Below are 13,824 nucleotides of genomic sequence, written 5' to 3'. Positions count from 1 at the left end.
CCCCATCGTTTTATGACAAATTTGTAATTATTTTCATCTTCCCGCGATGTCTTTGCATCGTCGCTCAACTTTGGGTAAGTTGCTGTTTGCGAAGACTTTCCACCCACTTGCATGAGCTGTTGCTTGAATTGCTATCCTGGCGAGAGATCAGGTTTTGCGTGAGCGGGTTTGGATGTAATGGTTGATCCTGAAGCGCTTGGCTGCTGGAGGCATTTGTGAATTTCTATTCGGTTTATGATCAGGGATTTGTGCGTGTAGCGGCATGTACGCCGAACTGCGAAATCGGCGATCCCGATTTCAACGCAGCCGCGACCCTGGAGCTTGCGCGGCAGGGGCATGCGCAGGGCGTCGCCCTCATGGTCTTTCCAGAGCTTGGCATTTCCGGCTATTCCATCGACGACCTGCTTGGCCAGGATGCACTGCTCAAGGCAGTCGAAGCCTCGCTTGCCGAGATCGTTCGGGCCAGCCGGGATCTGACGCCGGTGCTACTCGTCGGCGCGCCGCTGCATAGCGAGGGGCGGCTCTTCAACTGCGCCGTTGCCATCCATGCGGGACGCGTGCTCGGCGTCGTTCCGAAGATGTTTCCGCCAAATTACCGTGAGTTCTACGAAAAGCGGTGGTTTGCGTCCGGCCGCAGCGTGCGTGGCCAGCAGATCCGCGTCGCGGGCCAGGTCGTGCCGTTCGGCGTCGATGTGATTTTTGCAGCCGAAGACGTCGCTGATTTCGTGTTTCACATCGAGATCTGCGAGGACCTCTGGGCGCCTGCACCGCCGAGCGATTTCGGTGCGCTTGCGGGTGCACTGATCCTCACCAATCTTTCCGCGAGCAATATTACGGTTGGCAAGGCGGACACGCGCAAGCTGCTGTGCTCGGCGCAATCGGCGCGTAGCTGGTCGGCCTATGTCTATTCAGCGGCCGGTCCGGGCGAATCAACAACCGACCTTGCATGGGATGGCCAAGCCTGCATCTACGAGCTCGGCAGCCTGCTTGCGGAAACAGAACGGTTTCCGACGACATCGCAGATGTGCGTGGCGGATATCGATGTCGAGCGATTGCGCCTCGAGCGGCTGCGGACCGGCACGTTCAACGATGCCGCCACGCTCAACCTCGGCCCGGATCGCGAGTTCCGGCGGCTCTCGTTCGCGTTCAAGAAGCCTGAAGGCGATATCGGGCTGAAGCGGGACGTCGCGCGCTTCCCGTTCGTGCCCGCAGACGAGGGGCGGCTCGATCAGGATTGCTACGAAACTTTCAACATTCAGGTGCAGGGCTTGATGAAGCGGCTGCGGTCGACCGGTATCAAGCGTCTCTGCCTTGGCATCTCAGGCGGTCTCGATTCGACCCATGCGCTGCTGGTTGCCGCGCGCGCTTATGATCAGCTCGGCTGGCCGCGCTCAGATATCCTTTGCTTCACGATGCCCGGTTTCGCCACGGGGGATGCCACCAAGTCGAATGCGTGGGCGCTGATGCGCAGCATGGGCGTGACCGCCGAAGAAGTGGATATACGCCCGCTGGCACTGCAGCTTCTCAAGGACCTGAAGCACCCGTTCACGGATGGCGAACCGGTCTATGACATCACCTTCGAGAACGTTCAGGCCGGCTTGCGGACGGACTTCCTGTTCCGCGCCGCCAACCAGCGTAACGCGCTGGTGCTCGGCACCGGCGATCTTTCCGAGATCGGGCTTGGCTGGTCGACCTATGGCGTCGGCGACCAGATGAGTCATTATAATGTCAACGCATCGATTCCGAAGACGCTTATTCAGCATCTGATCCGCTGGGTCATTCGCACCGGCGATTTCGATGCCGAGGCAAAAGCAACGCTCGAGCGCATTCTCGATACGCTGATTTCGCCCGAGTTGGTTCCTGCCGACGAGAATGGCGTGATGCAGAGTACCGAGGATAAGATCGGGCCCTACGACCTCCACGACTTCGCGCTGTATTACACTACTCGTTTCGGTCTTCGTCCGTCGAAGGTGGCCTTCCTTGCCTACAAGGCATGGCACGATGCCGGCGCCGGCGTCTGGCCGCCGCATTTTCCGGCCGACAAGCGCCGGAGCTTCGATCTGCCCACGATCAAGCATTGGATGGAAGTCTTTCTGTTCCGTTTCTTCACGATCAGTCAGTTCAAGCGCTCGGCCTCGCCGAACGGGCCGAAAGTTACATCGGGCGGCTCGCTTTCGCCGCGCGGAGACTGGCGTGCGCCATCGGATGGCAACGCGCGAATATGGCTGAAAGAGCTGAAGGCAAACGTGCCCGACGTCAAAGGCTGACGGACAGAGTTGATCGGCTTTGCCTTGCCGGGGAGGGCTGGTGCGGTAAAATAGGTGATGACGCGCAGAACGCGATCGACCGGAGGTCTTCGCAGATGAAATATTGCCGTTCTGAAAATCTTCCGCGCTATGAAGTCTTCCAGGAATTCCCCGGTCGATGGGCGGTCATGGATACCATGACCTCACTGCCCGCTGCGACGGACGGACGCGATTTGGTCGGTCTGACAAAGCAGGATGCCGAGGATATTGCGAAAGAGTTGAACAGCAGCGATGCCCAGGGACTCGATCCGCTGATCTGATTTGTCCAGCGTCGGGCGGCTGGCGGCGCTGCTCATGTTCTCGTGTCGTCATAACCCTGCGAGGAACCTGTTCCCGCGACTATTGGACGTGGGCAAAGTTACTAAATTTATTGCTGAAGCAAGATCAAAAAATCCAAGTCCAGGCAAAACGTGGATATAAACTATATAAAAGATAGCTATTTGTTGTGCGTTCATCGTTTTGGCGTTATTTGCTGGTTAGGGGATGGAATACAGGGTGCGAGGCATAGAAAATGCTGACGAAAAAAGGGAAGTATGGGCTGAAGGCTCTGGTCGATCTGGCGCGGCTGGCGCCGGGCGAAACCGCCTTCATCAATGACGTTGCCGCACGCAACAATATTCCGAAGAAGTTTCTCGACACGATCCTGCTCGAGTTGCGCAATGTCGGCATCCTTCGCTCGAAGAAGGGGCCCGGCGGCGGTTATTCGCTATCGCGTCCAGCAACCGAAATTCGCATCGGCCATGTCATCCGCACGCTGGACGGTCCGCTCGCGCCGATCCGTTGCGCCAGCCGCACCGCGTATGAGGCGTGCGACGACTGTTCGGATCCCGAAACCTGTCAGGTGCGTCGCTCCATGACTGAGGTACGCGACGCGATTGCCGACATTCTCGACAACATGACACTGGCTCAATTCGTGGCCTCCGGCGGCAAGCTCGATGACGCCCCGGAAGAATTGCCGATCTCAGCCGTCAGTTGAGCTGTTGCGGATTTCACTAAAATAGTGCCCTGCGATGCCCGAATAGAAGCCGTTCGCGGGCTGAGCCAGCCCGTGAATGCGGGCGTTTCGCCAGTGCCGATCGAGGTTACGACCGATGCCGGCTGCGTCGTCCCCTGAAAGCGCGAACAATGCGTTGGCGGTTTCGAGTGCTGCCGAACTTGCGGTGATCTGGGCGGCGGACGCGGCGTAGAACGCGCTTTCGACGAGCTTCTGCGATGACGAGACCTGCGCGACATCGAGCTTTCGGCCCGCACTTTCCACGAGCGCGGCGGCAGCCTCTATCGTGACGACCAGCTTGCCGATCTCCGCAAGACGCGGCGATGCCGCCAGGTTTGCCAGGACCGCCCGGGCGATCCCAAGGCTTGTGCCGGCGTGCAGGAGAGCTGTGATTGCGTCGACAATCGAGGGGGAGGGTGTTGCGACGGTAGACGTTGCATCCGCGCTCACCAGAGTGCCATCAGCGATTATGGTGGCGCCGCCGTTCGTTCGCTGTCCCAAGCCGTCCCAGTCGTCGATAATGCGCAGGCCCTCGGCTTCCAGCGGCAGGTAGAGCACCAGATTCTGAATTTCGTTATTGCTGGTTATTGCAAACCAGTCTGCGAAAAGCAGAGCGGGGGCCGGGGTGCTTCGACCGGTCAATCGATAACCGCTTCCTGCAGACGCCACGGCGTCCGGTTCGGCAAAGTATGCGCCGGCGAAGCGTTCGCCCGTTAGCGCGCGGGCGAAGAGCGAGGACCTCAATTCGTCATCGGCAAGAATACGGACCTGTTCCAGGACGCGGAAGTGCAGCTCAAGACACTCGGCGACCGACGAGTCGCCCTCCGCAATGATGGCGACGATTTCGCCGAGCAGGGCGTTGGAAACGTCGAGCCCTTCATGCTCGGGAGGGATGGTGACAGCGGTCAGGCCGGACTGGGAGAGTTGATCGAGCTCCGCATAGGGGAGAATGCGATTGATATCGCGTTCACTCGCTTGTTGCGCGAATGCTGTCGCAAGCCTTCGGGCGATCGCAATCGCCTCTTCCTCGCTTTCAATTCTATGCGCCACCGGCCTTTGCCGGTTGTGAAACTGCGAAACGGTTCCCATCGGCAACCTCTCTGTTCCCGGCAGTCTGAGGGATCACATTTGTGAAGATAAGGTGCGTTTTTCTACAAGTAGGCATGGTATTGAAATTTTCTTATCCGCTTGATTGTCGCCGCAAGCCCGGTAGTTATGGCGTCGCGTCTCGGTGAAACCTTGGCGGGCGTCATCCTGAAAATCAGGTCGTCAAATTCCTATGCAGTGAGAGGTCTTACATGACACCGAACGGCCGCACACGGCTTACACTTGATCCCGGTGACATGCCGATCTACGCGATCGGTGACATTCACGGCAGGCAGGATCTCCTGCAACAGGCCGAGCAGGCGATCATCGATGACGCCGCCATGCTGCCGGGTCGCAAGCTGATCATCACACTCGGCGATTATATTGACCGGGGGCCGTCCTCCGCTCAGGTCATCTCGCACCTGATGACCGCGCCGCCGGAAAATTTCGATCGCATCTGCCTGACGGGAAACCACGAAACCACCATGCTCGATTACCTCGACGGGCTGATTTCATTTTCCGACTGGATGCCGATGGGCTCCGATGCGCTGCTGAGATCCTACGGGCTTGATCCCGAGCAGCTGCCGCGGATTTTCCCGACGGCCGCCAAGCTCGATGACTTTATCCGGCAATCCATACCGACGTCGCACATCGAATTCCTGCGATCGTTGCCGATCCTGGTCGATACGCCCGATGTCCTGTTTGTCCATGCCGGGATCGATCCGGCACGGCCGCTTGAAGACCAGGACGACGAGGACCTCGTCTTCATTCGCCAGCGCTTTATCAACAGCGCGCTACCCTTGCCGAAGCTGGTCGTTCACGGGCATACGCCGGTCGAACAGCCCGATGTGCGGGCAAGTCGCCTCAACATCGATACCGGAGCCTACAAGAGCGACCGCCTCACGGTCGCTCGTCTGTGGCGTGGACGAGTGCACCTGTTCTCGACCTGATCAGGCGCCGGCCTCGGCCGGCTGCCGGGGCTTCGGTGCTTCGTCGGTGTAGTAGCTCACATATTTCTGGCGGTAGCGTTCCGCACCGCCGAAGTTGGTGAACTTGCCGAGTTCGGTCATGTCGGTCTTGTTCAGGATCACACCCAGGATCTTGGATTTGATCTGCGGTTCCGCGTTGAGCAGGTCACGCACCACATTGGTCGGTGTCGCACCCCATTCGGTCACGAACAGGAAGCCATCGACCTGCGGCGCGAAGGCCTTGGCGTCGATGACAGGCCCGAGCGGCGCAAGGTCGACGACGATGTAGTCGAACATCTTCCGCGCATTTTCCATGAGGTTGAACATGCCCTGCGAGGCCAGAAGCTCGCTGGTGTGCATCAGGTGATCGTTCGGCAGAACCGGAAGGATCGCGAGCTTGGTTACCGGATCTACTTTGACGGCGCTTGCCCACGGCACTTCGCCAAGGACGGCCTCGACAAGACCATGCTGCGGCGGCGTCTTCAACATGCGCGTCAGTCCGGGATTGCGAAGGTCGGCGTCGATCAGAAGCGTGCGCTTGCCGCTCGATGCCAGTAGTGCTGCGAAGTTCGCTGCGGTGGTCGATTTGCCTTCTCCCGGCATTGCCGAGACCACGCCGATGACGCGATCAGATTTGCCCTGGAACATCACGTCGCTGGCAAGCTTGGCATTGCGCAGCGTTTCGGCAAAGACCGAACGAGGTGCTTCGAGGACGACGCGCATGATGCGCTGGAACGTTGCGCCACTGGTATCAGGCGTCGGATCTTCCTCTTTTACCGGTGCTTGAGCGCGGGGGCGGAAGATCTTGCTTTCGCGCGGGCCTTTGCCGACGAGCGGCAGATAGCCCAGGAACTTGAGGCCGAGGATGGTGCGAACATCACCCTCCACACGGAAGAAGCGCTCGCGGAATTCCTGGAAGACGGTCAGTGCGCCGCCGGCCATCAGTCCGAGAACGATCGCCAGTCCGAGCGTCATGGTCTTCTTGGGGCTGGATGGCGACGCCGGAACGCCGGCCTCGGAGATGACACGAGCCTTGGCGATCGGGAAGGACTGCTGCTGCGAGGCTTCCTCGTATTTGCCGAGGTAGGATTCATAGAGCGTTTTCAGTGCCGTGGCGCGTTGCTCGAGATCGTTCAGCTGAACGAGCGATCGATCCGCTTCCGAATTCTTGCCGGTGAGGTGGTCGATGTTCTGGCGCAGCGACGCTTCACGCGAACGGGCAACTTCGAACTCGTTGCGATAGCTCGCCGTCAGCTGCTGAAGCTCCTGATAGATCTGCCGCGTCAGGTCCTGCTTTTCCGCGCGCAGTGCGACGGCCTGTGGGTGGTCCTCGCCGAAATTCGTGGTCACTTCCTGTTCGCGCTTGTTGACGGAGATGTAGCGCGTGCGGAGATCCTGGATCACCGTGTTGTCGGTCTGGCCGGACGAGATCGCAGCGTTCTTGACTGCACTATCGGGGCCAAGGTCAACGATCGACTTGAACTGGTTGTAGCGGGCCGAGGCGCTGGCCGTATCCGCCTGGGCAACGATCAACTGCTTGTTGAGGTCGGCAAGCTGCTGTTCCGACATCAGTTCGCCGTTGGCGGAGGTCAGCCCGTTGTCCGCCTTGAACTTCGCGACATCAAGGGCTGCCTGCTGCGATCGTTCCCGAAGGTCGGTCAGACGCTGCTGGAGCCAGACCGACGCGCTTTCGGTTGCGTCGAAATTGGCGTTCAGCTGGTCGCTGAGATAGGCGGTGGCGTAGGCCTTGGTGATGCGGGCCGCGAGCAGGCGGTCGGTCGAACGGAAGGAAACGGCGAGAACAGCGCTTCGGTTGACGCGCGACACCGTGACGGCGTCCTGCAGCAGGGCGGCGGCCTTCTGACGACGAATGTTGCGCTCATCGTCTTCGTTCGCGGGGGTTCGGCCCGGCAGCAGCGCGCTCATGATCAGCTTCACGCCCGACTTCACGAGCGCGACCGGCGACTGCGGCGGATCGAGGATCGTGGCGTTGTCCTGGAGCTTTTCGGCGTCGACGACGCGAAGCGCGAGCTGGTTCGACTTCAGGATTTCGACGGCGCTGGCGATCTGCATGTCCACTTGCTGCGAATTCGCGATCGGCGGCTGATCCTGGGCATATTTGGTCATGCTGTCATCGAGCAGGATCTGCGTCATCGATGTGTATTGCGAGGTCGAGAAGAGCAGGTAGACGACCGCAACGGCGACCATCGCTCCGACGCAAAGGGCGATCGAACCGGCGCGGCGTATCACGATGGCAATCAGGCGGTCGATGTCGATGAAGGAATCGCTGTCGTCGGCCGCTTTCGGCAGAGTGCTGTGCAAGGTCAGGTTCCGTTGGTTCATGGCTCTATCCTTTGCGGGAGCGGGCGCCATCGATGGCTGTGAGGTCGGCTTGCTGGCCAATCAGTTTGCGGAGCGGCGCAAAGGCGCGCTCAAGTCGTGCGGCGATCGGCATCTTCAGATGCGCGACGGCCGACGGGTTGCTCCATGCTGTTCTGATCGCTCCTAAGATCGACCGGTCTTTGATATTCTGGACAAGGACGAGGAACGCGTGTCCCCGGCGCAGGCTTCGTGTCCTGAATTCCTGCGCGGCCGTGGCCTCCGCATCCAGCGGGTAATTTCGAAGGAAGGTCTTATCGCCTTCGATCATGGCGTCGATGTGATGCAGGGCGAGAACCCGGGAAATCGAGCCCTCGCGGATGTGGTAATCGTAGCCGGGGACAGGCTCGATCACGCATCGCGCGCCGAGCGCCATCGCGGCGGCGAAGAAGAGATAATCCTCGCCGATCCTCAAGGCCTCGTCGAAGCGAAGCGCATGGTTTTCGATGAAAGCTCGCTGAAAGATGGGCTTGAGATATCCGAAATTGTGCGTCGTTTGAAACAGGGCGTTGGAGCGGATGAAGACGGGAAGGGTCAGCTCCGGTGTCCGCGACAGGTCATGTTCGGCGAACATCGTTTCCGGCGGCGTACCATCGGCCCTGACCACCCGAAGATTGTCGACCGCGATCTGGGCACCAGCGGCTTCGGCGCGCTTGATCATGCGCTGCAGCCTGTCCGGCTCTACCATGTCGTCCGAATCGAGGACGGCAAGCCATCGGCCGGTCGCTGCCGCGATCGCCGCGTTGCGGGCCGCGGATGGTCCGCCGTTGCGGGCAAGCGCCACCAGCCGGACATCGGCTGCCTGGTAGCTTTCCGCAACAGCTCTTGTCTCGTCGGTGGAGCAGTCATCAGCGACGATGACCTCGACCGAAACGCCGCGCTGGGCAAGCGCGCTGTCGATCGCCTTGGCAAGCGTCCCGGCGGCGTTATAGGCGGCGATGATGAAGCTGACGTCGGGCTGGGTTTGCGTCATGCAGCCTCCGCCGTTCCATATTGGCGGATCTCACGTACGCCGAGCAGGCCGCTGACGACGCCGGAATGCATGACGCCGCGAAGGGCATAGCGGTAGCGGGGAACCGCCGAAAAGACGCATGCCAGTGCCGCCGCATAGCAGAAACCGGCTTTGGCCAGGGCCAGTCCAATCGTCTTGATCCGCTTCAGACCCGGGCTCTTCTGCTGCAGCAGCCGGCCGTGGGTCTGGCCGAAGCGGAAGCGGCGCTTCGCGAGCCAAGTCAGGTCAGCGCGGCTTTCCGTTACAGGTTCGTAGACATAGGCGTTCTCGGCATAGGCAATCTTGCCGCCATCGGCATGCATGTGGCTGAAGAACTCCGTGTCCTCGCCGCCGGTTCGGCCAAGCGCGAGGTTGAAGCGACGACCGGCCACAGTTTGCGAGGCAAGCCGCAGCAGGACATTGCAGGTGTAGCCGGTCCGAATTTCGCCGGCGACCCAGACGGGCAGGGTCGAGTGGAAATCTCCCTCGCGCATCCATGCGGGAGCGGTCTGCGAATAGACACTGCGAACCGGGCCAAGCACTGCATCCGCCTTGGTCGCCTTTGCTGTTGCCAGCAGTTCGACCAGCCATTCCTCGCTGGCATCCTCGTCATCATCGATGAAGGCGAGGAAGTCGCCGGTCGCGTTATCCAGGCAGGCGTTGCGGGCGATCGAAATGTTCGAGGCCGGGCAATGAACATAGGCGATCTCGTGGGGCACGGTATGCCGCAGGGCATCGACGCGCGCTTGTGCGCTCGGGGCCTTGTCGTTGTCGGCAACGATGATCCGCAGCGTGGCGCCTTCGGGCACAGCGAGGACGGCAAGTGAGAGCAGCGCTTCATCGAGCGAAGCGCGCCGGTAGGTGCAGATGCCGATATCGATCTGGATGGTTTTTTTCTGGGTCATCAGGACGCCTTTCGCCCGCGGAAATTCAGAAGCTCCATCCAGAACCCGGCGGACCACGCAAAGTGCATGACCATGGCGGATAGCGCCGCCAGCGGCCCGTAGGGGTTGCGCTGTCCGACGGCCATCCAGAAACCGTAGCCGACGCAGGCGACGGCCCAGAGGCTGAACGGAATGACGGCGGCCCAGTTCAGCACCGCAAGGAAGGCGCCGATGAATATCGGAACGACGAGAAGCGGCAGCAGTTGGCGCAGGCTCGGCATGCTGCCGTGCTTCAGAATGTTCTTAGCCCGGCCGCGGCCGTAACCGAGATACTGGCGAAACAGCGTGGCGACGCTGGAGCGCGGGTAGTAGATCATCCGTGTCTTGTCAGTCATCCAGATGCCGAAACCCGCCTTCTTCAGGCGGTAGTCCAGTTCCGCGTCCTCGTTGTGGCTGAACGTTTCGTCGTATCCGCCGACGGTATCAAAGGCGGCGATGCGCATCAGCGCGTGGTGGCCATGGTTGGTCCAGTGGCCCTTGGCACCCTCACGGTGTTTCGAGCCGCCGTTGCCGAGCTTGGAATTCTGCGCGAATGCGGTCGCCTTCTGGAATGTGCCGAAGCCGACCGTCTGCATTGCCACGACAACCGAGTCAGCTTGCGTTTCGACGGCTTCCTGGACGAGGCGGCGGCAATAGTCGGCGGGATAGTCGCCATGCGCGTCGATGCGGATCATGTAGTCGTAGTCGCGCCCGAAGGTGGCGACTGCCAGGTTGATGGCGGCGCTCTGGATTCGGCGCGGATTGTCCAGCAGGACGATGCGAGGATCGATTGCGCTGATGCGGGCGACGATTTCGCGCGTCGCATCCTTGCTGCCGCCGTCGGCAACCACGATCTGTGCATTGAGATAGTCGAGTTCGTTGCTCAGTTTGCCGAGCAGCGCTTCGATATGTTTCTCTTCGTTCAGGCAAGGGATGATGATGAGGCTGGAGACGCTGCTACACACATCAGACTTCATGTTTGTCCACCCTTCTGGAGCTGCTGTTTCTGAAAGAATTGCGCCGGCTTCGCCCCTCTCTGCGATGGCCGGAACAAGGCGGGAAAGGTTTGCGACGAGCGCTTCGCAATCGCTGCGATCGGCAAGCCATGTCTTGCGATCCTGGGCGGCGACGGCTTCGCTCAAGGCGTGATATCGCTCGCCAGTCATGGTCTCGAAGAGCGCCTGCAGGCCCGATGCGCTAGCCTCTGAAAGCGCAATGCCGATGTCTCGCTCGCGGACGAAACCTGCGGTCTGAGTGCCGTCGAGGGCAATCGGGACGGTGCCGTACAGGCAGCCCTCGTAAAGCCGGTTCGGCAGAAGCCAGCTGGAATTGAGGCCTTCCTCGAAGAAATCGATGGCCCAGGAAAAGTGGACGTCGTCGTAGATGGCCCGGAGATCTTCGGGGTTTCGATATGGCCCGTCGAAGCGAAGATAGGGCTCATCGCGCACAAAGCTGTCGAAATCCTCGAACTCCGAATAGGCGGGGCGACCGCGCAACACGATCTCTACCCGGCCTTCCATGCGGCGTGAGAAATCGGCCAGCAGGGCAAGCGATTTCCGGCAACGAAGCGCTCCGAACCAGCCGATTTTCCAGGGCTGACCGGGTTGCTTGAGGGGGCGGACAATCGATGGCTCCGGCCCCGCGTCGTCGAGCGTTATGACCTTGTTTTCGATCAGCAATGTTTCAGCGCGGATGCCTGAGCGTGGCGCGAAATAATTCTCGATGAATGCCGGAGAGCTGGTCATGATCAGTCTGGCTTTGCGGCCGAAGAATGCCTCGGCCCGCCGCATCGCCTTGCCGGTGAAATCGCCGCGCGACAGCAGACGGTGTATGTCCAAGCACTCGTAGACGACGGGTACAGCGCCGCCGAACAGGGCATTGGCACGATCGGCGATGGCAAGCGCTTCGAGATTTCGGCCGATGATGACATCTGGTTTGCCGGTATTCTTGAGCAGGCTTTTCAATGTCGTCATCGCTTTCGCGACAGCGGCCATGCGCTGGGCGAACCGCGCGTCGGCGGTACGCCCGAGCTCGATCGGCGTCAGTCCGTGCACTTCGGCGAGGCGATTTTCGCCGCGCCGAAAGCCGGCGAGCGTCACATCAGCACCGCCCTCGCGCAGCATCAGCACCCGTCGCCGGACGGCCGGGTCAGCCAGATCGTGCACGAGATAGAGGACTTTGAGCATAGAGATGTCTTCTCCGTTGCGAGCCGGTGGCATCACTTAGTTGAGCGTGCAGGCGATGGATTCGGGGAACTGGCAAGGAGCACCGGCGGCCGTATAGGCAAACCGCTCGACCTCCAGCGTGGCCGGCTGTGTATAGGCAAAGCGGCCCATCCAGTTCGACAGCGTGTCCGTTCCCCAGAGGCTGAAGAAGATCTTCTGCGGGTTGGTCGGGATTTTCGCCGGGTCGGTCACGTCCTGCACGAGTTTGCCGTTGAGATAGTAGCGCAAACGGCCGGGCTCCCAGACAAAGGCGTAGTCGTTGAAGCCGTCATCCGCCTTGCTGCCGACGGGGACGAGCTTCTCGTTCCCGCCCTTGGCCTTGACGTACTGATTGACCTGCACCTGGCCGGTGTTCTTTCCCAGCACCTCGAAGTCGATCTCGTCGTGCTCCTTCTTGTCCGCCGGGCCGATGTAGGTGAAGAACGCCGAATTCAGGCCAGAGCCGGTGCCGGCCTTCATGCGCGCTTCATAGGTTCCGTAGCCGTATCGCTTGGTCGTCTGGATTTCGCCGCAGAGATACTTGCGATCCTTCGATTGCCCCTCGGCGAAGGAAAGATGCAGGGAGCCGCCTTCGACTTTCACCTGGTTCTTCGACCAGGTGCAGTTCTGATGGGCACCGTTGTTCCAGCCGTCGGAGACATACCAGGCGCTGCGGTCGAGCTTGTCGAAGTTTTCGACAAAGGAGCCGCCGGCTTGTTGGGCGACAGTCGACGAGGCTCCGAGAACGAGGACTCCGAGCAGGCCAAGAGTGGGGGAAAGTGTTCGCGCATGGGCGATTTTGGTCGTCATGTGTCACCTTCGCTGTGAAATGAATTCGGAAGAGATCGCCGCTGCCGTTGCAGGCGCTTCGGCCCGTTTTTTCGTGCGCCCGCCTGTCAGCGTCGCATAGAGGCGGGGAGCGATCGTTCGGCAGAGGCTGTTGGAAACCGCAAGAACCGGAAACAGCAACGCCAGCGAGCCCAGGAAAAACAGCGGATAGATACTGATCCCTCCCTTGCCCCAGATGATCCAGAGAAAAAGCAGCAGGGGATAGTGCGCGCAGAAGATCCAGAAGCTGAGGCTTCCGGTTTTCGACAGGCGCTGGCCGATCTGGGTTTTGATCAGCAATGCGGATAGCAGCCAGAAGCCGAGGGCGCCGACAATTGCCAGCGTGTTGCGGAACAATTGTACCCAATCGGGCATCGATGGACCGGTCAGGTAGATGATCGTCGCAAGCAGCGCGGAGCTCGCAAGCAGAAGTGCCACCCCAACATGCGCATAGCGGTCAAGCGCTTTCAGATCGATCTTGTACAACCCAATGTAGATTCCGAGGCTGAAACTGAAGAGGATCGAACGCTTGAGAACGATGTAGAGCGACAGTTCCGGAACGAGCGCCAGCACCAGCAATACCGAAAGCGTTAGCAACGGCACGCGGCTGATCAGCCAGGCGAGCAGCGGCGAAAGCAGAATGCAGACGAACAAATCGCGCAGGAAGTAGAGCGGGACGTTGACCGGAAAGTCCTCCGTTGCAAGGAGTTGTGTCATCAGATCGCGTGCGGATGCGTGCCAAGGATCCGGCACATAGCCGTTGCCCAGGCCGAAACCGAGCGCGACGACGATTGCGAGAAAGAACGCGCTGTTCCAAAGCAGAAACGGCAGCAGCACCGTCTGCGACTTGGTTCGCACGGTCTTCAGATAGCTGAAGCTCTCCAACCCGCTGCGAAACAGCAGGTAACCGGAGATTGCACTCAAACACGGCACGCCGACACGGAAGAGCGCTTCCGTCAGAAACACCCTGAACCAGTCGAAAATCCCGTAAGTCCCGTTGAAAGCGCTATTCGCTGCATCAAACGGTATATGAACAAACACGATGCCCGAAATGAGCACTATGCGCATCAAGTTGATCCGCGAGGAAACGTTTGCATCAACATTCACGTTATCAGTCACCCCTTTTGGGTCGCACCTCCCTCGCG

Annotated in this window: 11 protein-coding genes and 1 pseudogene; 4 read left to right on the top strand and 8 right to left on the bottom strand. The window is 60.3% G+C overall.

What is annotated here, in order from left to right:
• Positions 1–215: 215 nt before the first annotated feature.
• The 3 genes from QTL94_RS19350 to QTL94_RS19340 all read left to right on the top strand — a co-directional run bounded on the left by QTL94_RS19350 (position 216) and on the right by QTL94_RS19340 (position 3,282).
• On the top strand, positions 216–2,267 hold the full coding sequence (locus tag QTL94_RS19350; protein ID WP_289802922.1) for an NAD(+) synthase: 2,052 nt from the start codon (positions 216–218) through the stop codon (positions 2,265–2,267).
• A gap of 95 nt (positions 2,268–2,362) precedes the next feature.
• Positions 2,363–2,566 (top strand): hypothetical protein, encoded by a 204-nt coding sequence (locus QTL94_RS19345; protein WP_113523183.1) that lies wholly within the window; start codon positions 2,363–2,365, stop codon positions 2,564–2,566.
• Positions 2,567–2,817: 251 nt separating this feature from the next.
• The gene (locus QTL94_RS19340) at positions 2,818–3,282 is read left to right on the top strand and encodes an RrF2 family transcriptional regulator (protein ID WP_065691232.1); all 465 of its coding nucleotides are present in this window, start codon (positions 2,818–2,820) and stop codon (positions 3,280–3,282) included.
• Here QTL94_RS19340 and QTL94_RS19335 read toward each other — a convergent pair.
• Positions 3,268–4,389: an acyl-CoA dehydrogenase family protein gene (locus tag QTL94_RS19335; protein ID WP_289802921.1), complete on the bottom strand. Its 1,122-nt coding sequence runs from the start codon at positions 4,387–4,389 to the stop codon at positions 3,268–3,270. The two genes, QTL94_RS19340 and QTL94_RS19335, sit on opposite strands and share 15 nt — an antisense overlap.
• A 209-nt stretch (positions 4,390–4,598) precedes the next feature.
• Between QTL94_RS19335 and QTL94_RS19330 the strand changes: the two genes are divergently transcribed.
• Entirely contained in the window at positions 4,599–5,336 is a 738-nt protein-coding gene (locus QTL94_RS19330; protein WP_289802920.1) for a metallophosphoesterase family protein, read from the top strand.
• Here the strand turns inward: QTL94_RS19330 and QTL94_RS19325 are convergent, their stop codons facing one another.
• The 7 genes and pseudogenes from QTL94_RS19325 to QTL94_RS19300 all read right to left on the bottom strand — a co-directional run bounded on the left by QTL94_RS19325 (position 5,337) and on the right by QTL94_RS19300 (position 13,786).
• Positions 5,337–7,697 (bottom strand): polysaccharide biosynthesis tyrosine autokinase, encoded by a 2,361-nt coding sequence (locus QTL94_RS19325; protein WP_289802919.1) that lies wholly within the window; start codon positions 7,695–7,697, stop codon positions 5,337–5,339.
• A gap of 4 nt (positions 7,698–7,701) precedes the next feature.
• A complete protein-coding gene (locus QTL94_RS19320) occupies positions 7,702–8,706 on the bottom strand; it encodes a glycosyltransferase family 2 protein (RefSeq protein WP_289802918.1) in 1,005 nt (334 codons plus the stop codon).
• Positions 8,703–9,629: a glycosyltransferase family 2 protein gene (locus tag QTL94_RS19315; RefSeq protein WP_289802917.1), complete on the bottom strand. Its 927-nt coding sequence runs from the start codon at positions 9,627–9,629 to the stop codon at positions 8,703–8,705. The genes QTL94_RS19320 and QTL94_RS19315 overlap by 4 nt, the downstream gene beginning before the upstream one ends.
• Positions 9,629–10,624: a glycosyltransferase family 2 protein gene (locus tag QTL94_RS19310; RefSeq protein ID WP_289802936.1), complete on the bottom strand. Its 996-nt coding sequence runs from the start codon at positions 10,622–10,624 to the stop codon at positions 9,629–9,631. Before QTL94_RS19310 ends, QTL94_RS19315 begins: the two co-directional genes overlap by 1 nt.
• Positions 10,625–10,699: 75 nt before the next feature.
• A pseudogene (locus tag QTL94_RS28370) lies at positions 10,700–11,833 on the bottom strand (glycosyltransferase family protein); the annotation flags it as partial.
• A 36-nt stretch (positions 11,834–11,869) separates the two neighbouring features.
• Positions 11,870–12,661 carry an endo-1,3-1,4-beta-glycanase ExoK gene (exoK, locus tag QTL94_RS19305; RefSeq protein ID WP_289802916.1) on the bottom strand — a complete coding sequence of 264 codons (792 nt, stop codon included), beginning with the start codon at positions 12,659–12,661 and terminating at the stop codon, positions 11,870–11,872.
• Between the two features lie 3 nt (positions 12,662–12,664).
• The gene (locus QTL94_RS19300) at positions 12,665–13,786 is read right to left on the bottom strand and encodes an acyltransferase family protein (protein WP_289802915.1); all 1,122 of its coding nucleotides are present in this window, start codon (positions 13,784–13,786) and stop codon (positions 12,665–12,667) included.
• Positions 13,787–13,824 lie beyond the last annotated feature (38 nt).

The organism is Rhizobium sp. S96, assembly GCF_030382195.1.
GTDB lineage: Bacteria > Pseudomonadota > Alphaproteobacteria > Rhizobiales > Rhizobiaceae > Rhizobium.
Note: the sequence above shows the minus strand (reverse complement) of the source record. Positions and strands in the feature narration are given on the sequence as shown.

Coding starts and splice junctions, on each gene's coding strand:
- QTL94_RS19345 (WP_113523183.1), top strand. CDS start 2,363: ATGAAATATTGCCGTTCTGAAAATCTTCCGCGCTATGAAGTCTTCCAG.
- QTL94_RS19340 (WP_065691232.1), top strand. CDS start 2,818: ATGCTGACGAAAAAAGGGAAGTATGGGCTGAAGGCTCTGGTCGATCTG.
- QTL94_RS19335 (WP_289802921.1), bottom strand. CDS start 4,389: ATGGGAACCGTTTCGCAGTTTCACAACCGGCAAAGGCCGGTGGCGCAT.
- QTL94_RS19330 (WP_289802920.1), top strand. CDS start 4,599: ATGACACCGAACGGCCGCACACGGCTTACACTTGATCCCGGTGACATG.
- QTL94_RS19325 (WP_289802919.1), bottom strand. CDS start 7,697: ATGAACCAACGGAACCTGACCTTGCACAGCACTCTGCCGAAAGCGGCC.
- QTL94_RS19320 (WP_289802918.1), bottom strand. CDS start 8,706: ATGACGCAAACCCAGCCCGACGTCAGCTTCATCATCGCCGCCTATAAC.
- QTL94_RS19315 (WP_289802917.1), bottom strand. CDS start 9,629: ATGACCCAGAAAAAAACCATCCAGATCGATATCGGCATCTGCACCTAC.
- QTL94_RS19310 (WP_289802936.1), bottom strand. CDS start 10,624: ATGAAGTCTGATGTGTGTAGCAGCGTCTCCAGCCTCATCATCATCCCT.
- exoK (WP_289802916.1), bottom strand. CDS start 12,661: ATGACGACCAAAATCGCCCATGCGCGAACACTTTCCCCCACTCTTGGC.